General features: G+C 69.5%; 18 protein-coding genes. 14 read left to right on the forward strand and 4 right to left on the reverse strand.

Features of this window, described 5'->3' with window-relative positions:
• Positions 1-8: 8 nt before the first annotated feature.
• The 9 genes from OG975_RS17590 (at position 9) to OG975_RS17630 (ending at position 12,712) form a co-directional block, all read left to right on the forward strand.
• Entirely contained in the window at positions 9-1,169 is a 1,161-nt protein-coding gene (locus OG975_RS17590; protein WP_369265441.1) for an acyl-CoA dehydrogenase family protein, read from the forward strand.
• A gap of 769 nt (positions 1,170-1,938) precedes the next feature.
• Positions 1,939-3,714 carry a tannase/feruloyl esterase family alpha/beta hydrolase gene (locus OG975_RS17595; protein WP_406330221.1) on the forward strand — a complete coding sequence of 592 codons (1,776 nt, stop codon included), beginning with the start codon at positions 1,939-1,941 and terminating at the stop codon, positions 3,712-3,714.
• Positions 3,715-3,947: 233 nt separating this feature from the next.
• Positions 3,948-5,000, forward strand: a complete 1,053-nt coding sequence (locus OG975_RS17600) for an ABC transporter substrate-binding protein (RefSeq protein ID WP_406330222.1) — start codon at positions 3,948-3,950, stop codon at positions 4,998-5,000.
• Between the two features lie 43 nt (positions 5,001-5,043).
• Positions 5,044-5,889: a siderophore-interacting protein gene (locus tag OG975_RS17605; protein ID WP_406330223.1), complete on the forward strand. Its 846-nt coding sequence runs from the start codon at positions 5,044-5,046 to the stop codon at positions 5,887-5,889.
• Between the two features lie 172 nt (positions 5,890-6,061).
• Entirely contained in the window at positions 6,062-7,504 is a 1,443-nt protein-coding gene (gene desA / locus OG975_RS17610; protein WP_406330224.1) for a lysine decarboxylase DesA, read from the forward strand.
• Positions 7,488-8,765 carry a lysine N(6)-hydroxylase/L-ornithine N(5)-oxygenase family protein gene (locus OG975_RS17615; RefSeq protein ID WP_406330225.1) on the forward strand — a complete coding sequence of 426 codons (1,278 nt, stop codon included), beginning with the start codon at positions 7,488-7,490 and terminating at the stop codon, positions 8,763-8,765. The genes desA and OG975_RS17615 overlap by 17 nt, the downstream gene beginning before the upstream one ends.
• Positions 8,762-9,307 (forward strand): GNAT family N-acetyltransferase, encoded by a 546-nt coding sequence (locus tag OG975_RS17620; RefSeq protein ID WP_330304774.1) that lies wholly within the window; start codon positions 8,762-8,764, stop codon positions 9,305-9,307. The genes OG975_RS17615 and OG975_RS17620 overlap by 4 nt, the downstream gene beginning before the upstream one ends.
• Entirely contained in the window at positions 9,304-11,073 is a 1,770-nt protein-coding gene (locus tag OG975_RS17625) for an IucA/IucC family protein (RefSeq protein ID WP_406330226.1), read from the forward strand. The genes OG975_RS17620 and OG975_RS17625 overlap by 4 nt, the downstream gene beginning before the upstream one ends.
• A gap of 283 nt (positions 11,074-11,356) precedes the next feature.
• Positions 11,357-12,712 (forward strand): RICIN domain-containing protein, encoded by a 1,356-nt coding sequence (locus OG975_RS17630; protein ID WP_406330227.1) that lies wholly within the window; start codon positions 11,357-11,359, stop codon positions 12,710-12,712.
• Positions 12,713-12,761: 49 nt separating this feature from the next.
• Here the strand turns inward: OG975_RS17630 and OG975_RS17635 are convergent, their stop codons facing one another.
• Positions 12,762-14,348 (reverse strand): beta-N-acetylhexosaminidase, encoded by a 1,587-nt coding sequence (locus OG975_RS17635; RefSeq protein WP_406330229.1) that lies wholly within the window; start codon positions 14,346-14,348, stop codon positions 12,762-12,764.
• A gap of 90 nt (positions 14,349-14,438) precedes the next feature.
• Here OG975_RS17635 and OG975_RS17640 point away from each other — a divergent pair, with 90 nt between their 5' ends.
• Positions 14,439-15,308, forward strand: a complete 870-nt coding sequence (locus OG975_RS17640; RefSeq protein ID WP_406330230.1) for a DUF4429 domain-containing protein — start codon at positions 14,439-14,441, stop codon at positions 15,306-15,308.
• 107 nt (positions 15,309-15,415) lie between these two features.
• Here the strand turns inward: OG975_RS17640 and OG975_RS17645 are convergent, their stop codons facing one another.
• Positions 15,416-16,981 carry a purple acid phosphatase family protein gene (locus OG975_RS17645; protein WP_406330231.1) on the reverse strand — a complete coding sequence of 522 codons (1,566 nt, stop codon included), beginning with the start codon at positions 16,979-16,981 and terminating at the stop codon, positions 15,416-15,418.
• 164 nt (positions 16,982-17,145) lie between these two features.
• Here OG975_RS17645 and OG975_RS17650 point away from each other — a divergent pair, with 164 nt between their 5' ends.
• Together OG975_RS17650 and glmS are read left to right on the forward strand one after the other, a co-directional pair.
• The gene (locus tag OG975_RS17650; protein ID WP_327428922.1) at positions 17,146-17,403 is read left to right on the forward strand and encodes a hypothetical protein; all 258 of its coding nucleotides are present in this window, start codon (positions 17,146-17,148) and stop codon (positions 17,401-17,403) included.
• 20 nt (positions 17,404-17,423) lie between these two features.
• Positions 17,424-19,241 (forward strand): glutamine--fructose-6-phosphate transaminase (isomerizing), encoded by a 1,818-nt coding sequence (glmS, locus tag OG975_RS17655; RefSeq protein ID WP_327428923.1) that lies wholly within the window; start codon positions 17,424-17,426, stop codon positions 19,239-19,241.
• Between the two features lie 164 nt (positions 19,242-19,405).
• On the opposite strand, the gene OG975_RS17660 is transcribed toward glmS, so the two are convergent.
• Complete coding sequence (locus tag OG975_RS17660; RefSeq protein ID WP_406330233.1) at positions 19,406-19,975, reverse strand: GPR1/FUN34/YaaH family transporter; 570 nt, start codon at positions 19,973-19,975, stop codon at positions 19,406-19,408.
• A gap of 202 nt (positions 19,976-20,177) precedes the next feature.
• Positions 20,178-20,705 (reverse strand): universal stress protein, encoded by a 528-nt coding sequence (locus OG975_RS17665; RefSeq protein ID WP_406330234.1) that lies wholly within the window; start codon positions 20,703-20,705, stop codon positions 20,178-20,180.
• 365 nt (positions 20,706-21,070) lie between these two features.
• Here OG975_RS17665 and OG975_RS17670 point away from each other — a divergent pair, with 365 nt between their 5' ends.
• Both OG975_RS17670 and OG975_RS17675 read left to right on the forward strand, forming a co-directional pair.
• Positions 21,071-21,541 (forward strand): hypothetical protein, encoded by a 471-nt coding sequence (locus tag OG975_RS17670; protein ID WP_406330236.1) that lies wholly within the window; start codon positions 21,071-21,073, stop codon positions 21,539-21,541.
• Positions 21,542-21,915: 374 nt separating this feature from the next.
• Entirely contained in the window at positions 21,916-23,145 is a 1,230-nt protein-coding gene (locus tag OG975_RS17675; RefSeq protein ID WP_406330237.1) for a helix-turn-helix domain-containing protein, read from the forward strand.
• The last annotated feature ends 97 nt before the right edge of the window (positions 23,146-23,242 follow it).

Below are 23,242 nucleotides of genomic sequence, written 5' to 3' on the forward strand. Positions count from 1 at the left end.
GCATGTCCCTGGACCACCGCCTCTCCCCCGAACTCGAAGAACTCCGCCGTACGGTCGAGGAGTTCGCGCACGACGTCGTGGCGCCGAAGATCGGTGACTTCTACGAGCGGCACGAGTTCCCGTACGAGATCGTGCGGGAGATGGGCCGCATGGGCCTGTTCGGGCTGCCGTTCCCGGAGGAGTACGGCGGCATGGGCGGCGACTATCTCGCCCTCGGCATCGCCCTGGAGGAGCTGGCCCGGGTCGACTCGTCGGTCGCCATCACCCTGGAGGCCGGGGTCTCGCTCGGCGCCATGCCGATCCACCTCTTCGGCACCGACGCCCAGAAGGCCGAGTGGCTCCCCCGGCTCTGCTCCGGTGAGATCCTCGGCGCGTTCGGGCTGACCGAGCCGGACGGCGGCTCGGACGCGGGCGCGACGCGTACGACGGCGCGGCTCGACCCCGAGACGAACGAGTGGGTGATCAACGGCAGCAAGTGCTTCATCACCAACTCCGGTACGGACATCACCGGGTTGGTGACGGTCACCGCGGTCACGGGCCGCAAGCCCGACGGCAAGCCGCTGATCTCCGCCATCATCGTGCCGTCCGGAACGCCCGGCTTCACGGTCGCCGCCCCCTATTCGAAGGTCGGCTGGAACGCCTCGGACACCCGTGAGCTGTCCTTCTCCGACGTACGCGTACCGGCCGCGAACCTGCTCGGCGAGGAGGGCCGCGGATACGCGCAGTTCCTGCGGATCCTGGACGAGGGCCGGATCGCCATCTCCGCCCTCGCCACCGGGCTCGCCCAGGGCTGCGTCGACGAGTCGGTGAAGTACGCCAAGGAGCGGCACGCGTTCGGGCGGAACATCGGCGCGTACCAGGCCATCCAGTTCAAGATCGCCGACATGGAGATGAAGGCGCACATGGCCCGCGTCGGCTGGCGTGACGCCGCGTCCCGGCTGGTCGCCGGAGAGCCCTTCAAGAAGGAGGCGGCGATCGCGAAGCTCTACTCCTCCACCATCGCCGTCGACAACGCCCGCGACGCCACGCAGATCCACGGCGGCTACGGCTTCATGAACGAGTACCCGGTGGCCCGTATGTGGCGCGACTCCAAGATCCTGGAGATCGGCGAGGGTACGAGCGAGGTGCAGCGGATGCTGATCGCGCGGGAGCTGGGGCTTACTGGCTGAGCGATCGGAAGGGGCGCGGGGGGGTAGTGCGTCGGCTGCGGGCCGGCGGGGGCGCGTGGGGGTAGTGCGTCGGCCGCGGGCCGGTGGGGGCTTGTCGCGCAGTTCCCCGCGCCCCTAAAGGCGCGGGGCTGCGCCCCGCGATCCCCCGGGCTCGCTTGACAGCTGGGCGGCGGCTGCTGCTTTTAGGGGCGCGGGGAACTGCGCGAGCAACCCCCACCGGCCCGCGGCCGACGCACTACCCCCACCAGCCCCCACTCACCCGCAGCCAACACGCAACCCCCTCCGCTCACCCCTCCACCTGGCTGAAAATCCCCGACAACATCGTCAACAATCTCGTTGACAGGTCTTGTGCACGGGTAAAACGGCGGGTTACGTTCCTCGCCGTACCGCCACTGCAGAGCCGGAGTCGCGGAAGGAGGCCGAACCCCCTGAGCCGCAGTCGCGCACAGGCCCCTGCACGGGTGCCGGTGCGAGGACGGGGTCCGCACAGCGGCCCCCTCTGCCCGGATCTCCGGCATCTCACCCCCTCCCCCAAGTCACCCGCCTGACCGCTGTCGCGACCCGATCCGCGCGGCCCCACCGTGGCATCGCCCCTGGCCTGCCGACGGTCACGTCCGCGTGCTCACCGGCATACCCGCACACCGGCGAACGCGTTCGCCCGGTTGCGCCCCGCGCACAGCACTCCGCACGACAGGTCGGGCCTGACCGGCCCACGAGGGCACCTGTGCTGGCCCGTACCCCCGAGCCGATGATCGAATGGAGACCGAGCATGCCCAAGCTGTTCAGATGGTGTCGCTGGCAATCAGCCACCTTCATGGCCACTCTCGCCGCCGCCCTCGCGGTGGTGACCGGCGCGAGCGTGGCCCTTGCCAACGCCACGACCGGCAGCGCGGCGGCCTCCACCTCGGCATCGGTCAACGCCACCACGGCCAGCACCACGACCTCCGGCATCGCCCCGGCCATCTCCTGCGCCGACATCGCGTCCAAGGACCTGGCCGCCGCCGTCCCCGGGGTGCCCTTCGAGATCAGCTCCGCCACCGAGCTGGCCGCGAGCGCCAACACGCTCGGCAACTGGGCCGCCTGTGACGTGAAGGGCGTGATCGCGCCGCAGATCCACTTCGAGATCAAGCTGCCCCAGAGCGGCTGGCAGGCCAACTACCTCCAGGTCGGCTGCGGCGGTCTCTGCGGCAACACGAACGTGACCAGCGCCCCGGCCTCCGCCGGTTGTGTCCCGCTGACCAGCGGCGCCTTCGCGGTCGCCTCCAGCGACGAGGGCCACTACCAGGGCGGCGCTCTGTTCTCCACCGACCCGACGCTGCGCGCCGACTTCGGCTACAAGTCCGACCACCTGCTCGTCCAGGCGGCCAAGGCGATCATCAAGACGTACTACGGGCAGGCCCCGGACCACTCGTACTTCGACGGCTGCTCGCAGGGCGGCCACCAGGCCCTGACCGAGGCCCAGCGCTACCCGACCGACTTCGACGGCATCATCGCCGGCGCCCCGGCCAACAACTTCACCGCGCTGAACACCTTCTCGCACGCCTGGACCGCCCAGTCCGTCTACCTCAACGGCGGCCCGGCCACCATCACCAACGCCGACCTCGCGGACCTCCACAAGGCCGTGCTCAAGGGCTGTGACGCACCCGCGGACGGCATCATCGCCGACCCGCTGGCCTGTGACTGGGACCCGGCCACCATCGAGTGCAAGGCCGGACAGACCTCGACGTCCGACGCCTACTGCCTGACGGCCGACCAGGTCACCACCCTGCAGCGGATCTACGCCGGCCCGACCGACGAGAACGGCAAGCTGCTGTACCCGGGTTACCAGCTGCGCGGATCCGAGCTGAACTGGGCCGGGATCATCACGCCCGCCACGGCCACCTCCAACTCCGGTGACATCAGCTTCGTCCGCGAGACCCTGCGCTACCAGATCTTCGACAGCCCGCAGCCGGCCCTGACGTACAAGGACGTCAAGTTCACCGCGGCCTACTACAAGAAGGTCATGCAGCTGGGCGAGGGCATGTACGACGCCACGGACCCCGACCTGTCGGCGTTCAAGAAGGCCGGCGGCAAGCTGATCCTCTGGCACGGCCTGGGTGACCAGCACATCCCGGCGGTCGGCACCATGGCGTACTACAAGGCCGTCGAGAAGGTCATGGGCGGCGAGACGGCGACCAAGAGCTTCGCGCGGCTGTTCCTGCTCCCGGGTGTCGCGCACTGCGGCGGCGGCCAGGGCCCGAACACCTTCGACGCGCTGACCGCGATGACCGACTGGGTCACCAAGGGCGAGGCCCCGAGCAGCCTGACGACCACCTCGGTCGACAGCTCCGGCAAGGTCACCTCCACCCGCCCGGTCTACCCGTTCCCCTACTACGCCAAGAACACCACGGGCGGTTCGGCGGACGACGCGAGCAGCTACACCGCCGTCAAGTCCACCGCCGAGGCGAACCTGAAGCTGGACTGGCTGGGTTCCTTCCGCTCGGGCTACGAGACGGTCGGCAACTGGGTCAAGGGCCAGTGGGTGGTCTCCAAGGGCAAGGTCTGACCTTCCGGTCCGGCCTCCCATGTGGCCATGTGACCAGACAGGGCACATGAGTTGATACGACGATGCGGTCCCCGGTGAGCACCGGGGACCGCATCGTCGTATCGGGCGGTCTCAGGCTGCGCACAGGTTCAAGTGGAGGCGCCCCACCCCCTGGACAAGCGGTGAGGTTAGGCTAACCTACCTTCGAACTTGTCCGGCGGGCGCAGCGCCCCGTGCCGAAAGCAGCCATACACATGTCCAACGCCCGTGCCACCCACCTCACCCGTCGCGGCATCCTCGCCGCGGGCGGCGCCCTCGGCCTCGGTGCCGTCCTCGCCGCCTGTGGCGACGACGACGGCACGAAAAGCGGTGGTTCGGACTCGACGAAGGCCGCCGACGCCAAGTCCGGTCCCTGGACGTTCAAGGACGACCGCGGCACCACGGTGAAGCTGGACAAGATCCCGGCCGACATCGTCGCGTTCACCGGTGTCGCCGCCGCGCTCTTCGACTACGGCATCGAGGTCAAGGGCGTCTTCGGCCCGACCAAGACCAAGGACGGCAAGGCCGATGTCCAGGCCGGCGACATGGACATCAGCAAGCTGACGATCCTCGGCAACGAGTGGGGCCAGTTCAACATCGAGAAGTACGCGGCCCTCGCGCCCGACGTGCTGATCTCCACGATGTTCGACTCCGCGGGCACCCTCTGGTACGTCCCCGAGGAGTCCAAGGCCAAGATCGTCAAGCTCGCCCCGACCGTCGGCATCTCCGTCTACGACCGCCAGATGCCCCAGTCGCTGGAGCGCATGTACGCGCTCGCCGAGTCGCTGGGCGCCGACGTGAAGTCCGCCAAGATCGTCGAGGCGAAGAAGAAGTTCGAGACGGCCGCCGAGCGGCTGCGCAAGGCCGCCAAGGCCCGCCCGGAGATCAAGGTGCTCGCCGGTTCCGCGAGCCAGGACATCTTCTACGTCTCCGGCTCCAACCTCTCCATCGACCTGGAGTACTTCAAGGCGCTCGGCGTGAACATCATCGAGCCCTCCGCCAAGGCCCTGAAGGCCAGCGGTGGTTGGTTCGAGAACCTGAGCTGGGAGAACGTCGACAAGTACCCGGCCGACATCATCATCATGGACGACCGCAGCGCGACCATCCAGCCGGCCGACATCACCGAGGCCACCTGGAAGAAGCTGCCCGCCGTCAAGGCCGGCCAGGTCATCGCCCGCTCCCCCGAGCCGATCGTGTCGTACGACAAGTGCACCCCGCTCCTCGACAACCTCGCCGAGGCGATCGAGAACGCCAAGAAGGTCGCCTGACATCCCCCTGCCGTGAATCCCTGACGACAACTCAGGAGCACTCATGACGACGGCCGTAGCCGCCCCGTTCCGTTTCTTCTCCCTCCAGGTCGTACGGACGAGGCGGCTCGGCCCGTCTCTGGTCCGGGTGACCTTCGCGGGCTCCGATCTCCAGGCGTTCCACTCGAACGGCCGCGACCAGAGCCTCTCCCTCTTCCTGCCGCACCCCGGCCAGACCGAGCCGGCCATCCCCTACGAGCTGGGCGACGGCTGGTGGCAGGGCTGGCGTGAACTCCCCGACGACGTAAGGGCGGTGATGCGCTCGTACACCCTGCGCGCGCTGCGCCGCGACCCCGACGAGATCGACATCGACTTCGCGCTGCACGGCGTGGAGCCGGGGGCGGCGACGCCCGCAGGGCCCGCGTCCGTGTGGGCGTCCCGGGCTGCCGCGGGCGACCGTGTCGTACTGCTGGGCCCGGCGATCGAGGACAACCGGGCGATCCGCTTCCGCCCGCCCGAGGACACCGACCTGATCGTCATCTGGGGCGACGAGACAGCCGTCCCCGCCGCCTCGGCCATCCTCGAATCCCTGCCGGCGAGCGCCCGCGTCCGCGCCTGGCTGGAGGTCCATCACGCCGGTGACATCCAGGACTTGGCGACCGAGGCCGACGCCGAGATCACGTGGCTCGTACGGGACGAGGGGTCCCCCATGGCCCTCGAAGCCGTGCGGGCCGCCCACCTTCCGCCCACCGAAGCGCCGTACGCCTGGATCGCGGGCGAGTCCGGCCAGGTGAAGGAGTTGCGCCGCCATCTCGTGCGCGAGCGCGGTATCGACCGCCGGAGGGTCACCTTCGTGGGCTACTGGCGGCGCGGACTGAGCGAGGAGCAACTGCGGGAGCGGGGCGAGTAGTTCGAAGGTCTGCGGCGCGCTTCTCGGTAGTTCAAACAGAGGCGTACGTCACTGAAGACACAGGTGGGGCGGGGTCGCACGCGCGAGTTAGGTTAGGCTAACCTAAGTTGAACGTCGCGACCCCGCCCCTCTCCTGTCCCGCTCGGACTCTCCCCGCACGGAGGACCCCCACATGCGCTCGCACCTGCTCAATGACACCACCGCGGACCGGTACCGCCGTTCCGTGACGGAAGGAGTCGAGCGGGTGGCGGCCAAACTCGCCACCACCGACCGTCCGTTCACCGGCGTCACGGTCGACGCCCTCGCTCCCCGCATCGAGCGGATCGACCTGGACCAGCCGCTGCACGACACCACGGCGGTCCTCGACGAGCTGGAAGAGGTCTACCTCCGGGACGCGATCTACTTCCACCACCCGCGCTACCTCGCCCACCTCAACTGCCCGGTCGTCATCCCGGCCGTGCTCGGCGAGGCCGTCCTCTCCGCCGTCAACTCCTCGCTGGACACCTGGGACCAGTCGGCCGGCGGCACGCTCATCGAGCGCAAGCTCATCGACTGGACCAACGAGCGCATCGGCCTCGGCCCGGCCGCCGACGGCGTGTTCACCTCCGGCGGCTCGCAGTCCAACCTCCAGGCACTGCTGCTGGCCCGCGAGGAGGCCAAGTCCAACGACCTCGCCAAACTGCGTATCTTCGCCTCCGAGGTCAGCCACTTCAGCGTCAAGAAGTCGGCCAAACTCCTCGGCCTGAGCGCGGACTCCGTCGTCTCGATCCCCGTCGACCACGACAAGCGCATGCAGACGGTCGCCCTCGCCCATGAGCTGGACCGCTGCAAGCGCGACGGCCTCGTCCCCATGGCCGTCGTCGCGACCGCCGGCACCACCGACTTCGGCTCCATCGACCCGCTGCCCGAAATCGCCGAGCTGTGCGCCCAGTTCGGCGCCTGGATGCACGTGGACGCGGCCTACGGCTGCGGACTGCTCACCTCGCTGAAGAACCGGGACCGCATCGACGGTATCGAGCGCGCCGACTCCGTCACCGTCGACTACCACAAGTCCTTCTTCCAGCCGGTGAGTTCGTCCGCCGTGCTGGTCCGGGACGCCTCGACCCTGCGCCACGCGACCTATCACGCGGAGTACCTGAACCCCCGCCGTATGGTCCAGGAGCGCATCCCCAACCAGGTCGACAAGTCCCTGCAGACCACCCGCCGCTTCGACGCGCTCAAGCTGTGGATGACGCTGCGCGTGATGGGCGCCGACGGCATCGGCGAACTCTTCGACGAGGTCTGCGACCTGGCGGAGGAGGGCTGGAAGGTCCTCGCGGCCGACCCCCGCTACGACGTCGTCGTGCAGCCGTCCCTGTCCACCCTCGTCTTCCGCTACATCCCGGCGGCCGTCACCGACCCGTCCGAGATCGACCGCGCCAACCTGTACGCCCGCAAGGCCGTCTTCGCCTCCGGCGACGCGGTCGTCGCGGGCACCAAGGTCGGCGGTCGCCACTACCTGAAGTTCACGTTGCTCAACCCCGAGACCACGGTGGACGACATCACCGCCGTACTCGATCTGATCGCCGGCCACGCCGAGCAGTACCTGGGAGAATCCCTTGACCGCGCTTCCTGAATCCAGCAGCCACGTCCACGACTTCGTGGGGATCGGCCTCGGCCCGTTCAACCTGGGCCTCGCCTGCCTCACCGAGCCGATCGCCGAACTGGACGGTGTCTTCCTGGAGTCCAAGCCGGACTTCGAGTGGCACTCCGGGATGTTCCTGGAGGGCGCCCACCTCCAGACCCCGTTCATGTCGGACCTGGTCACGCTCGCCGACCCGACGTCCCCGTACTCCTTCCTCAACTACCTGAAGGAATCGGGCCGTCTGTACTCGTTCTACATCCGCGAGAACTTCTACCCGCTGCGGGTCGAGTACGACGACTACTGCCGCTGGGCCGCGTCGAAACTCAGCAGCGTCCGGTTCAGCACGACGGTCGCGGAAGTGACGTACGAGGACGAGGTGTACGTCGTACGGACGGAAGCCGGTGACGTGTACCGCGCCCGGCACCTGGTCCTCGGCACCGGCACCCCGCCGTACATCCCGGAGGCCTGCGCGGAGCTCGGCGGCGACTTCATCCACAACTCCCGCTATGTGAAGCACAAACAGGAGTTGCAGGGCAAGGAGTCGATCACCCTGGTCGGCAGCGGGCAGTCCGCCGCCGAGATCTACTACGACCTGCTCAGCGAGATCGACGTCCACGGCTACCGGCTGAACTGGGTCACCCGCTCCCCGCGCTTCTTCCCGCTGGAGTACACCAAACTCACGCTGGAGATGACCTCCCCGGAGTACATCGACTACTTCCACGCGCTGCCCGAGCCGACCCGCTACCGCCTCCAGACGGAGCAGAAGGGCCTGTTCAAGGGCATCGACGGCGAGCTGATCGACGCGATCTTCGACCTGCTCTACCAGAAGAACCTCGGCGGCCCGGTCCCCACCCGGCTGCTCACCAACTCCTCGCTGAACAGCGCGCGTCACGAGAACGGCACGTACACCCTCGGCCTGCGCCAGGAGGAGCAGGGCAAGGACTACGAGCTGCGCTCCGAGGGGCTGATCCTCGCCACCGGCTACAAGTACGCCGAGCCCGCGTTCCTGGCGCCCGTCCGCGACCGGCTGCGCTACGACACGCACGACAACTTCGACGTGGCCCGCAACTACGCCATCGACACGACGGGGCGCGGGGTCTTCCTGCAGAACGCGGGCGTCCACACCCACTCGATCACCTCGCCGGACCTCGGCATGGGCGCGTACCGCAACGCGTCCATCATCCGTGAGCTGCTCGGCACCGAGTACTACCCCGTCGAGAAGTCGATCGCGTTCCAGGAGTTCGCCATATGAGCACGACCACCGACCTGGGCACCTTCACCGTCCGCCCGCTCGACCCGACCGAGGACGCCGAGCTGCTGCACGGCTGGGTGACGCACCCCAAGGCCGCCTTCTGGATGATGCAGGAGGCGAAACTGCACGACGTGGAGCGCGAGTACATGGCCATCGCGGCCAGCGAGTACCACGACGCGTTCCTCGGGCTGCGCGACGGCGAACCCGCGTTCCTGATGGAGCGCTACGACCCGGCGCACGTCGAGCTCGCCGGCCTGTACGAGCCGGAGCCCGGCGACGTCGGCATGCACTTCCTGGTCGCGCCGAGCGACACACCCGTGCACGGCTTCACCCGGGCCGTGATCACCGCCGTGATGGAGCACCTGTTCGCCGACCCGGCGACCGCGCGGGTCGTCGTCGAACCCGACGTCCGCAACACGGCGGTGCACGCCCTCAACGAGGCCGTCGGCTTCGTTCCCGAGCGTGAGATCCAGAAGCCGGAGAAGCAGGCGCTGCTGAGCTTCTGCACCCGCGAGCAGTTCCGGAAGGCGGTGGCCGCATGAGCCTCTCCGACACCGTGGCTCACCTCTCCCCCGAGCGCTGGGCCCGCGCCAACCGCCTCCTCGTCCGCAAGGCGCTCGCCGAGTTCGCGCACGAGCGGCTGATCACGCCGGCGAGTCTCCCGGACGGCCGGTACGAGGTCCGCGGCGACGACGGTCTGACCCGCTACCGCTTTACCGCCGTGGTGCGCTCCCTCGACCACTGGGAGGTCGACGCCGAGTCGATCACCCGGCACCGCGACGGCGCCGAACTCCCGCTCGCCGCCCTGGACTTCTTCATCGAGCTGAAGAAGTCACTCGGACTGAGCGACGAGGTCCTGCCGGTCTACCTGGAGGAGATCTCCTCCACCCTCTCCGGCACCTGCTTCAAGCTCACCAAGCCGCAGATCCCGGTCGCCGAACTCGTCACCAGCGGCTTCCAGGCCATCGAGACCGGGATGACCGAGGGCCACCCCTGCTTCGTCGCCAACAACGGGCGGCTCGGCTTCGGAGTGCACGAGTACCTCTCGTACGCCCCCGAGACCGCGAGCCCGATCCGCCTGGTCTGGCTGGCCGCGCACCGCTCGCGGGCCGCCTTCACGGCGGGCGTGGGCATCGAGTACGAGTCGTTCGTGCACGAGGAGCTGGGCCAGGAGACGGTCGAGCGGTTCGCGGCGACGCTGAAGGACCAGGGCCTGGACCCCGAGGAGTACCTCCTCATCCCCGTCCACCCCTGGCAGTGGTGGAACAAGCTCTCCGTGACCTTCGCGGCCGAGGTCGCCCAGCGCCACCTCGTCTGCCTCGGCGAGGGCGACGACGAGTACCTGGCCCAGCAGTCGATCCGGACGTTCTTCAACAAGAGCGCGCCCGAGAAGCACTACGTGAAGACCGCCCTGTCGGTCCTCAACATGGGCTTCATGCGCGGCCTTTCCGCCGCCTACATGGAGGCGACCCCCGCGATCAACGACTGGCTGGCCCAACTCGTCGAGAACGACCCGGTGCTGAAGTCCACCGGCCTGTCGGTCATCCGCGAGCGCGCCGCCGTCGGCTACCGCCACCTGGAGTACGAGGCGGCCACGGACCGCTACTCGCCGTACCGGAAAATGCTCGCCGCCCTGTGGCGCGAGAGCCCGGTGTCCTCGCTCCAGGAGGGCGAGACCCTGGCCACCATGGCGTCGCTCGTGCACGTCGACCACGAGGGCGCGTCGTTCGCGGGGGCGCTGATCGAGCAGTCGGGGCTGACCCCGGTGGAGTGGCTGCGCGGCTACCTTCGCGCCTACTTCACCCCGCTGCTGCACAGCTTCTACGCGTACGACCTCGTCTACATGCCGCACGGCGAGAACGTCATCCTGGTCCTCAAAGACGGCGCCGTACAGCGCGCGATCTACAAGGACATCGCCGAGGAGATCGCGGTCATGGACCCGCAGGCGGTGCTGCCGCCCACGGTCGAGCGGATCAGGGTCGAAGTCCCCGAGGACAAGAAACTGCTGTCCATCTTCACGGACGTCTTCGACTGCTTCTTCCGCTTCCTGGCCGCCAATCTGGCGGGCGAGGGCATCCTCGACGAGGACGACTTCTGGCGGACGGTCGCCGAGTCGGTGCGCGCGTACCAGGACGCGACGCCCGAACTCGCCGACAAATTCCGGCAGTACGACATGTTCGCGCCGGAGTTCGCGCTGTCCTGCCTCAACCGCCTCCAGCTGCGCAACAACAAGCAGATGGTGGACCTCGCCGACCCGTCGGGAGCCCTCCAGCTCGTGGGCACGCTGAAGAACCCGATCGCGGTCTGACCCGGACAGACTGTCCGGGCCCGGGGGACGGTCCCCCCGGGCCCGGACCATGTGCCGGACCGTTCGCCGAGCACCCCAACCACCCAGTCTCCGCACGTCACTTGGCGCCCACAGGCACCTCACAGGTAACCCCACTACCGTCCACCCCTGCTGTGCACGCCATTGGGGGGACACCATGTCCGAGCACATGACGAAGCCGCATTTACCGCCGCGCACATCGCCAGGCGCACCGCCCCGCACATCGCCACACAGGTCGTCGCACCTGGCCCCGCACGAGGCCGCCGTGCGCGCCTACGCGGAAGCGTTCTGCGCCAGTCCGCGCGATGCCGCCGAGCTGGCCGGCGAGGCGCTGGACCGGGCGGCCGGGTGGGAGGGGCCGGCACTGCGCCCCGCACTGCTGGCCGAGGTGCGGCGCGCCGCCTACGGCCGGCTGCGCACCGGGTGGGCCGGGCGGCTGAGCCCCGGCTTCCTCCAGTGGTCGCGGCGCGCCGCCGTCGCGTTCGGGGAGACGGGCACCCTGGGCAAGGTGGAGCAGTCCTCCCTGCTGCTGCGCGCCTTCGAGGAGCTGCCGGACTCGGCACGGACGGCCCTGTGGCACGTCCTGGCGGAGGAGAGGTCGACGGATCTCGCGGCAGCGCTGCTGGGCACCACTGAGGACTTCGCGGTCGCGTCGGCGCACGCCGCCCGCGACCGGCTGATCGAGACCTACCGGCGGCTGCGCGCCGAACGCACGGCGGAGGCCGCGTGCGTCCACTACGGCGGGATGATCAGCGCGGTCTCGCGCGGCACGCACGCCAACGCACCCGCGGACCTCGAACAGCACATGTCCGGCTGCCGCTTCTGCGCCCACGACTACACGGTGCTGCACACGCTCGCCGCGGGCGAGGAGAGCGACGTACGGACGCTGCTGGTGGCCCAGGTGCTGCTGTGGGGCGGCACCGCCTACCAGGACGCGTTACGGCGCCAGTACGCCGTCCCCGGGCCGGAGGAGCCCCCGGCGCCGCGCGAGCCGGTCCGGCGGCGCGGGACCCTGCTGTACGCCGTGGTCGCGACGGTCGTGGTGACCGCCGCGGCCACCACGGCCGTCCTGAAGCTGGGCTCCGGGTCCGAGGCCGTGGCCTCCGACCGCCCCTCCGCCGTCGCCCCGTCGGCCCCCTCCGCGAGCCCGTCCCCCTCGCCCACCGCCTCCGCCGCCACGGCGACCATCACGCTGCGGAGCCGGGCGACCGGCCGCTGTCTCGCCGTCCCCGGCGGTTCCGCCTCCTGGGACGTGGATCCCTCGCAGGCGGTCTGCGACGGCAGCGCCTCGCAGCGGTGGCGCGTCGTGGCCACCAAGGGGAAGTCGGTGGCCCTGCAGAACCTGGCCACGAAGCTCTGCCTGGACATCGCGGGCGACCGCAGGGCGGGCGACGGGATGCAGCAGCGCCCGTGCGCCTACAGCCAGGGCGCGAACGCCCCCTACCCCGAGGACCAGGCCTTCCTCCTGAAGGCGGCCGCCTCGGGCGACTACGTCACTCTCCTGTGCCAGGACAACCCGAGGATCGCCCTCGGTGCGCGCCCTGGCGGCATCGGCATGCTGACCGCCGCAGGAGCGGGCAGCGCCGTACGTTTCGTACGGGCCGACGCGTCCACCACATGAGCGCGGGCGCCCGGGAGTTGGGGATTCCGGGCGCCCGCTTCCTGCATGCCTACGCGGCGGGCCAGGGCACCTGGGGCGACTTGTAGTAGCCGATCCCCAGCGCGTCCCAGCGCGGCCCCTGTGCCGCGAGCCGCACCTTGTACGTGTCCCAGTCGTGCGTCGACGCGGGCGACCAGCCGAGCTCGGCCACGCCGGGCAGCCGCGGGAAGGCCATGTAGTCGATGTCCGCGCCGGTGACGATGGTCTCCGTCCACAGCGGCGCCTCGACCCCGCGGATCGCCGAACTCGGGGCGCCGGGAAGGTAGGTGCCCGGGTCCCAGTCGTACGCCCGCTTCACCTCGACCAGACCCGCCCAGTCCTGCCCGAGCGGAGTGTCCGCGGTGTACTTCATGTCCAGGTAGACCCGGTCGGCGGGCGACAGCACGATCCCCGTCCCGTTCCGCGCGGCCTTCGCGACCTGCGCCTTCTCCTCGGCACTGGTGTCGTCTAGCCCCCAGTACTGCGCGATCGCGCCCTTCGCCGGAGTGGCCCCGGTCAGCTGGTGCCAGCCGACGACGGTCTTCCCGTACTTGGCGACGATCGGCTGCACCTTGTCCATGAAGGTCACGTAGTCGGCGTGGCTGGTGGAGTGGGCCTCGTCCCCGCCGATGTGGAGATACCTGCCCGGTGTGATCGCGGCGAGCTCCCGGATCACGTCGTCCACAAAGTCGTACGTCACCGGCTTCGCCACGCACAGCGAGCTGAAGCCGACGTCCGTGCCGGTGTAGAGCGGCGGCGCGACCCCGTCGCAGTTCAGCTGCGCGTAGGAGGCGAGGGCGGCGTTGGTGTGCCCGGGCATGTCGATCTCCGGGACGACCTCCAGATAGCGCGAGGCGGCATACCGGACGATCTCCTGGTAGTCCGCCTTGGTGTAGGAGCCGCCGGTGCCGCCGCCCACCTGCGTCGAGCCGCCGTACGCGGCCAGCCTCGGCCAGGAGTCGATCGCGATACGCCAGCCCTGGTCGTCGCTCAGGTGCAGATGCAGCTTGTTGACCTTGTAGAGGGCCAACTCGTCGATGTAGCGCTTGACTTGGCCGACGCTGAAGAAGTGCCGGGAGACGTCGAGCATCGCGCCGCGGTAGCCGTAGCGGGGGCTGTCCTCGATGGTGCCGCCCGCGACGAGCCAGGGTCCTGGCTGTACGGAGTTCTTCTCGACGGCGGCGGGCAGCAGCTGGCGCAGGGTCTGGACGCCGTGGAAGAGCCCGGCGGGCTTGGCGGCACTGATGGTGACACCGCCCCGGCCGCTGTCCAGGCGGTAGGCCTCGCCGCCCAGTCCCTTCGCGCCGAGCCGGAGTTGGATACCGCCCCCGCCGTGCGAGGTGACCGGCAGCCGGTAGCCGGTGGAGGGCCGCAGAATGTCCGCGAGGTACGCGCCGACACGGCGGGCGCCCGGCGAGTCGTCGACACGGATGCGGGTGTCGCCGGTGATGCGGTACGCGGAGCCGCCGGGATGGACAGAGGCGGGGGCCGGGACGACCTGCCCCAGCGGGGCAGCGGTCTTCGCGGCGGCGGTGGGAGCCGCGCCGACGACGGAGATACCGGCAGCCGCCACAAGCAGCAGCGTACCGAGAAGGCGGGGCGTTCTGTGCTGTCTCACATGCGCTCCCTTCGAGGGCCCTGCACCTGGGGGGTGGACCCAAATTGGTAAAGACCACTCTCCCGCAGAGCCGGTGAAACAATCCCCCTCATGGCGGAAATCATCCAGAGAGACGGCACGTGGGCCTTCGACGGCGACGCCCTGCGGATGACCCCTGGCCGGAACAAGAACGTCAGCCCGCTCCGCACGATGCTGGGTGAACTGACCGTCCCGCTCGGCGCGTTGGCGGGCGTCTCCTTCGAACAGGGAAGGAAGACCGGGCGCCTCAGGCTCCGGCTGCGCGACGGCGCCGACCCGCTGCTCCAGGCGACCGCCGGCAAGCTCGCGGAGCCGAACGACCCGTACCAGCTCACCGTCGAGTCCGACCGCTACGGCGTCGCCGAGTACCTGGTGGACGAGATCCGCAACGCGCTGCTCCTCGACCAGGTGCCCTCCGGGCCGGTCGACGGCTACCTGCTCCCCGGCCCCTCCGTACCGCTGTCCGCCTCCGCCGGGGACGGCACGGCGAGCTTCGACGGCGAACACGTACGCCTGGAATGGAACTGGAAGACAGAGGACGCCAAGTCCGCCGCGGGCGCCCGCACCCTGGCCCTCACCGACATCACCGCCGTCGAGTGGCACCCCGCGATCGGCCTGGAGAACGGCTCCCTGCGCTTCACGGTACGCGGCGCGGAAACCAAGGCCCCACCGAAGTACGACCCCAACTCCGTCGAACTGTGGGGCTTCAAGAAGGACCCCCTGATGGCCCTCGTCGCGGCGGCCGTACAGGCACGACTCCCCCACCCCACGGCATCCCCGCCAGAACTGCCGCCGAAGAAGCAGCCCGCCGCCATCCCCCCGGAGGCCGACCACGACGCCCTCCTGCGCCGCCTCCGCGAGTTGGGCGACCTGCACAAGGAGGGCGTCTTGACGGCCGAGGAGTTCACCTTGGCCAAGCAGGCGGTCCTCAAACGCTTGTAAGGACCGCCTTCAGATCACCGTGCCCCGCCTTCTAGACACGCGATCAGCCAAACCCCGGTTGTTCAGGGGCGCGGGGAACTGCGCGACAAGCCCCCACCGGCCGGCAGCTAACGAACCCGCCGAGCCACGGTAAACCGGTCAACCTCGGCCCCGGTCTCAGCAATCCCCCGCACAGTCAACGTAGCCATCCGCCCCTTCACCGCAGGCGCAACGTCCACCCGCAAGAACGAGTAGTTGAGATACCGCACCCGAGACCACGTCACCGTCTCGCTCTGCTTCCCGTCCTTCTGGTTGATGAAGGAGGCCACGGACTCGACCTCGTTCTCGTTCCCCTCGTACGACTGCGGCGCGGTGAACGCGTACAGACTGCGCCCGGCGGCCCCCGCCGTCACGTACACAACGCCCTCGGTCTCCGGGTACGCCGTACCCCCGATCGGCAGCTTCTTCACGACCGCGTCGCCCTTGATGACGTCGGTCCGCTCGTACTGGTGGTTGTGACCGTTGATGACCAGGTCCACCGTGTACTTCTCGAACAGCGGCACCCACTCCTGTCGCACGCCCCCCTCCGAGGCGTGCGCCGTGGAGGTGCAGTACGCGCAGTGGTGGAAGAAGATCACGATGAAGTCGACGTCCTTGGACGCCCGGAACTTCTTGAGCTGCCCCTCCAGCCAGGTGGTCTGCGTGCCGCCGGAGATGCCCAGGTTCGCCGGGATCTCGAAGGAGATGTCGTTGGCGTCCAGCGAGATGACCGCCGTGTTGCCGTAGACGAAGGAGTACACGCCGGGCAGGTTCGCCTTGTCGGGCCCGTTGTCCGGCAGCGTCCAGCGGGCTTCCTCGCCGCCGTAGCCGTTGGGCGAGTACCAGGCCTCCATGTCGTGGTTGCCGTACGCCGGCATCCACGGGACGGACTTGGCGACCGTCTCGGTCTGGGCGAGGAACTGGTCCCAGATGCGCGAGTCGAAGCCGGTGTCCTCCTTCTTGCCCGCGCCGGACGGGTCCGCGTACGCGATGTCACCGGCGTGCAGGTGGAAGGCCGGGTTCTGGCCGAGCAGCAGGGCGTCGTTGGCGAGGCCGTGGTAGCCGACGCCCTCGTCGCCGAAGGCCGTGAAGGTGAACGGCTCGGCGTGCGCGGGCGCGGTGGTGAAGGTGCCCAGCGTGCCGAGGAGGTGGGGCGCGGCCGGGTCGAAGCCCGCGTGGCCGACGCCGTAGTAGTACGTCTTGCCGGGGCGCAGGTGGGTGAGCTTGGCGTGCAGGTAGTACTGCGTGTGGTCGGCGCTGACGCCGACACCGGCCGGGGTGTACAGCGCCCGGACCTCGGCCTCGATCTTGCGGGAGAGGTCCCAGGGGTGGGCGCCGATGCGTATGTAAGGCTTCTTCACGGCGGTCGGGACCTGCCAGGAGACCGTGACCTCGGTGCGCGGGTCGTTGCCGAAGGCCAGGTGGCGGCCGAAGGGGGCGACGAGCGCGCCGTCGACCGTCTCGGTCGAGGAGGCGGTGGCCTGCGTCGGGACCGCGGCCTGTGCGACGGCGCCCGGCACGAAGGTGCCGCCCGCGACGGCGCCGAGGGTCACGGCCCCGCCTCTGATCATGTTGCGCCGGGAGAACTTGGCGCGGAGGTACTCGTGCTGCTCAGCCATGCTCATGCGCTCGGCGAGCTTGTCCGGTACGCCCATGCGTGGAGTGTCCATGGCCACAGAAGTTGCTCCCGGCAATCGACGCGGCACAAGACACAGGATGGACAGCTTGCAAACAGCCCCCCATAAGAGGTTCAACAGCCACTTGCCCGATATCGGGCAGGATTCTTGCGAATCACTCGCCCGTACCCCAGGATCAACGGGTGCACGACGAACTTGTTGATCATCTGACGCGGTCCACGCCCCTGAACCGGGGCGAGGCACTGCGGGTGATCCAGGACGTGCTCGCCTACTTCGACGAGACGACCGAGGAGTACGTCCGTCGCCGCCATCGCGAGCTCCAGGCCCAGGGCATGGTGAACGCGACGATCTTCGATCGGATCGAGGCGGACCTGAAATACCGCGCGGTCGCGCCGCCGGAGCTCACGCTCAGGCAGCTGCGTCGCATCGTTTACGGCTGAGGGACTGGGACTTTACCTATATGTGCGGAATCGTCGGATACATCGGCAAGCGTGATGTGGCTCCCCTGCTGCTCGAAGGCCTCCAGCGCCTGGAGTACCGCGGCTACGACTCGGCGGGCATCGTCGTCACGACCCCCAAGTCGGCCGGCCTGAAGATGGTCAAGGCCAAGGGCCGGGTCCGCGACCTGGAGGCCAAGGTCCCCGCACGCTTCAAGGGCACCACCGGTATCGCCCACACCCGCTGGGCCACCCACGGCGCCCCCTCCGACGTGAACGCCCACCCGCACATGTCGGCCGACAACAAGGTCGCGATCGTCCACAACGGGATCATCGACAACGCCTCCGACCTGCGCAAGAAGCTTGAGGCCGACGGCGTCGAGTTCCTCTCCGAGACCGACACCGAGGTCCTCACCCACCTCATCGCCCGCTCCCAGGCCGAGACCCTGGAGGAGAAGGTCCGCCAGGCGCTGCGCGTGATCGAGGGCACCTACGGCATCGCCGTGATGCACGCCGACTTCCCCGACCGCATCGTGGTGGCCCGAAACGGCTCCCCGGTCGTCCTCGGCATCGGCGAGAAGGAGATGTTCGTCGCCTCGGACATCGCCGCCCTGGTCACCCACACCCGCCAGATAGTGACCCTGGACGACGGCGAGATGGCCACTCTCAAGGCCGACGACTTCCGCACGTACACCACCGAGGGCACCCGCACGACGGCCGAGCCGACCACCGTGGAGTGGGAGGCGGCGTCGTACGACATGGGCGGCCACGACACGTACATGCACAAGGAGATCCACGAGCAGGCCGACGCCGTGGACCGCGTGCTGCGCGGCCGCATCGACGACCGGTTCTCGACGGTCCACCTCGGCGGCCTGAACCTGGACGCCCGCGAGGCGCGCCAGATCCGCCGCGTGAAGATCCTCGGCTGCGGCACCTCGTACCACGCGGGCATGATCGGCGCCCAGATGATCGAGGAGCTCGCCCGCATCCCCGCGGACGCCGAGCCGGCCTCCGAGTTCCGCTACCGCAACGCGGTCGTCGACCCCGACACCCTGTACGTGGCCGTGTCCCAGTCCGGTGAGACGTACGACGTACTGGCCGCCGTCCAGGAGCTGAAGCGCAAGGGCGCGCGGGTGCTGGGCGTGGTCAATGTCGTCGGCTCGGCGATCGCCCGCGAGGCGGACGGCGGCATGTACGTCCACGCGGGCCCCGAGGTCTGCGTCGTCTCGACGAAGTGCTTCACCAACACCACCGTCGCCTTCGCGCTGCTCGCGCTGCACCTCGGCCGTACCCGTGACCTGTCGGTCCGCGACGGCAAGCGGATCATCGAGGGCCTGCGCAAGCTGCCCGCGCAGATCTCCGAGATCCTGGAGCAGGAGGACGAGATCAAGAAGCTGGCCGCGGAGTACGCCGAGGCCCGCTCGATGCTCTTCATCGGCCGCGTACGGGGCTACCCGGTGGCCCGTGAGGCCTCCCTGAAGCTCAAGGAGGTCTCGTACATCCACGCCGAGGCCTACCCCGCCTCCGAGCTCAAGCACGGCCCGCTGGCCCTCATCGAGCCCGCCCTCCCCACGGTCGCGATCGTCCCCGACGACGACCTCCTGGAGAAGAACCGCGCCGCCCTGGAGGAGATCAAGGCCCGCAGCGGCAAGATCCTCGCGGTCGCCCACCAGCACCAGGAGAAGGCCGACCAGACGATCGTCGTCCCGAAGAACGAGGACGAACTGGACCCCATCCTCATGGGCATCCCCCTCCAACTCCTCGCCTACCACACGGCGTTGGCCCTGGGCCGCGACATCGACAAGCCGCGCAACCTCGCGAAGTCGGTAACGGTGGAGTAGAACTCCCCTGATGAGGCGCCCCCTTAGGGGCGCGGGGAACTGCGCGAGCAACCCCCACCGGCCCGGCACAGGCCGGACAACGGGACGGACCCCCACGTGTTGCCACCAAACACGGGGGGTCCGTTCTCATCGCCGGGGGCCGCCCAAACCCCCAGCCGGCGCCGCTAACCGGTGGCCGTCACCCCCCGGCCGGCGGCACGCCCGGGAAGCGTGGTGGGCCAGTGAGCCATGGCCGCAGTAGCCCCGTACCAAGCGAGCAGACCGCCCACCGCCGCAAGCCAGCCCGCGACCTTCGCCAGCCCGCTGGAGTCACCGAACTGCCCGATGGCGAGCAGCAGCAGCGACACGAAGAGCAGCCCGTACGTGCCCCGTACGAACAGGGAACCGCCGGCGGACCCCGCCGCCAGGCTCAGCGCGACCAGCGCGAACAGGAGCAGGAAGAGACCGGCCGCGTTGGCGGAGGCCTGCGCGTCGGACGTGACGCCCCAGGTGAACCAGAGCGCGCCGAGTGCGGTGAAGGCCGTACCGCTGAAGGCGTCACGGTCACGGAAGGCGAACAGACCGGCGACGAAGAGCGCGATGCCACCGACATAGGTGGCGAGGGAGACGGAGTCGGCTGCCGTGACGCCGTCGATCACTTGGGTGTGACCGAGGCCGAAGGCCAGCAGGGTGAGTCCGAGCGCGAGTTGGCCGAGGGTCGATGTGGTGCTTCCCGCAGAGACGTCGTTGTCCACGGCGGGCTCCCTTCATGCATGTGCAGTTGTGCTGCGTGGTACCGGCCGTGCGGTTGGTCCGGCGAGCGGTATGTACCCTTCACAAGGGCACAAACCACCTCTACGCGCCAGTAGATTTAGGCCGCATCACGCCCCGCGTCAGGGGGAGTTGACGACCCGCCAGGAATCTCGTCCGGCTCATCTCACCTGGGACAACGGCGAGTTACGGAATGACAACGACGGGGCGCTTCGCGCGCTTGGCGAGTCTTCCGGCCACCGAGCCGAAGATGCGCCCGACGATGCCGTGCGTGGAGCCGACGACGATCGCGTCCGCCTCGTACTCCCGCCCCACCTCTTCGAGTTCATGGCAGATGTCACCGCCGCGCTCGACGAGGATCCAGGGCACCTCGGCCAGATATTCGGCGCAGGCGAGTTCGAGTCCGAGCACCTCGGTGCGGTGGTCCGGCACGTCGACGAAGACCGGTGGCTCGCAGCCCGCCCACACCGTGGTGGGCAGCCGGTTGGCGACATGCACGATGATCAGGCCCGAGCCGGAGCGATGGGCCATGCCGATCGCGTAGGCGAGGGCGCGCTCGCTGGACGTCGAGCCGTCGAAGCCGACGACGACGCCGTGCTTGAAGGCGGGATCGCAGGACTGACGGGGTTCTTCCGCCGCCAGGGGCTCGGCCGCCGTGGGATCGGCGAGCGGGCGCTTGCGGTCCGCGGGATCGAAGAATTCGTGACCGGCCATGGGTGTCTCGGCGTTTGGATCCTCGTGGTGGGGACGACAACGATCGGCAGAGCTGTGTCTGGGAAACATCTTCCCAACCCCATACCCCCAAGGGTACGGCGGCACGCCTCCTCTGCCCAGATCCCGCGCGCACTGTGCGGCGTTCCCCGGAGCATGCATGAGAGGCGCCCGTAACGCAATGGTTGCTGCCCCGTACAGGCGGTTTGCACAGGGTTCACCTAGGGAGGGGCCCTTTCATCGTCGCACGACCGTCGGCCGACAGTGACCGGCCGGTCGAACACGCGTTGAACCGGTAAGCCACCGCCATGGGGAGCCCGCACGTACTCGCTCGCCATGGGGAGCACTGGAGTACTAGGGAGCAGACCGTGCCCGGACCCGAGACCGCGTCCCACACCTCCCCCGCGGCACACTCCGCGTCGCCGCCCGTCCCGGACACCGCGAGCGATGTGGTGCGCTGGGCGGCCTTCAGCTGTGTCCTGGTCCCGGTGGTCCTCGTCTGGTACGGCACCTCGCTGGCCGGCGCGGCCGGTACGGCCCTGGGTCTGGCGGCGGTGACCGGGGCCTGCCGGGTGCTGCTGAGGCAGTCGGAACGCGGCGCGGCGCGACTGCGCGCCGCGGAGCGGGCCCCGCACCGCGGCCGGCACGGCAGGAGCGGCCCGCACGGCGTGGCCGGAGCGGGCGGGCCCCGCGGTGTGGCCGGACTGGGCGGTCCGCCCGGCCCTCGTGATGGGTCCGGAGTGGGCGGTGCGCGCGGTGTGGTCGCCGCACACGGAAGAAATGGTGCGGGGGCGCACGGAGGTGGTCGGCACGGCGCGGGAAACAAGCCGGTCGACTGACCGGTTTCCGCGCACGCGCCCGCTACTTTTCAGCCAACTTCTGCGCACCGCGCATCCCTTGGTCGAACGACCCCCCAACCCCCGTTCGACCTGCACTGAAAGGGCCACAGGGGGCTCGCGCACCCTACGTGGATTGGCCACTGCCACGAGGCGCACTTCCCTGCACGGCCCACGAGTGCAACGCTTCGTGATCGAATGCTTCACGCCAAGTTGCCATGTCGACATTCTGCGGAGTAGCGAACTGGTCACCTTGGCGCCCAGGGACACAGTAGATTCGATCTTGTCTTACGGCGGGGGACTCGTGCAGGACCGAGGGGAAACGTGCAGGAGCGACACAACCGAGGAGCCGCGACCACCGAGGGGGGCTTAGCAGTATGAGCCACGACTCCACTGCCGCGCCGGAAGCCGCGGCCCGGAAACTTTCCGGGCGACGCCGCAAGGAGATCGTCGCGGTGCTGCTGTTCAGCGGCGGCCCCATCTTCGAGAGTTCCATACCGCTGTCGGTGTTCGGGATTGACCGCCAGGACGCCGGCGTGCCGCGCTACCGCCTACTGGTGTGCGCCGGCGAGGAAGGCCCACTGCGGACCACAGGGGGCCTGGAACTCACCGCGCCACATGGCCTGGAAGCGATCTCGCGGGCAGGCACGGTGGTCGTGCCCGCCTGGCGGTCGATCACCTCGCCACCACCGGAGGACGCGCTCGACGCACTGCGCCGCGCGCACGAGGAGGGTGCCCGCATAGTCGGGCTGTGCACCGGCGCCTTCGTCCTCGCGGCGGCGGGTTTACTGGACGGCCGTCCGGCGACGACCCACTGGATGTACGCACCGACGCTGGCCAAGCGCTATCCGTCGGTGCATGTGGACCCACGAGAACTCTTCGTGGACGACGGAGACGTCCTGACATCGGCGGGTACGGCGGCCGGAATCGACCTCTGCCTGCACATCGTGCGGACGGACCACGGCAACGAAGCGGCCGGGGCCCTGGCCCGCCGTCTGGTGGTCCCCCCGCGCCGCAGCGGCGGCCAGGAGCGCTACCTCGACCGGTCCCTGCCGGAGGAGATCGGCGCCGACCCCCTCGCGGAGGTCGTCGCCTGGGCGCTGGAGCACCTCCACGAGCAGTTCGACGTCGAGACGCTGGCGGCACGCGCGTACATGAGCCGCCGCACCTTCGACCGCCGGTTCCGCTCGCTCACGGGGAGCGCTCCCCTGCAGTGGCTGATCACTCAGCGCGTACTGCAGGCACAGCGTCTCCTGGAGACCTCCGACTACTCGGTCGACGAGGTCGCGGGCCGCTGCGGCTTCCGCTCGCCGGTCGCGCTGCGGGGTCACTTCCGGCGCCAGCTGGGATCGTCCCCGGCCGCGTACCGGGCGGCGTACCGCGCCCGCAGGCCGCAGTCCGACCGCTCGTCGGACACGGACAGCTCGGCGGCTCCGGCCGGACCGCCACCGTCCGTGCACCAGGAGAGCCCGGTCCCGATGCAGACCCGCCGCACAGCGGCGGCGAGCGCCCTGGGCCCGGCTGCGTCCCTGTCCACGGACTCGGGCAAGCCCGAGCTGTACGCGGCGGGCCGCCCGAGCCTGCCGGGGCAGCGGAGTGCGCCGTAGCAGTACCTGCCGGAAGGGGGCCCGCGCCTTGGGGTGCGGGCCCCCTTCCCGTGCGCCCGCGCGCACGGGCGGGTCCAGTCGGCCGGAGCGGGCCGTA

This window comes from Streptomyces sp. NBC_00203 (assembly GCF_045206325.1).
Classification (GTDB): Bacteria; Actinomycetota; Actinomycetes; order Streptomycetales; family Streptomycetaceae; genus Streptomyces; species Streptomyces lutosisoli.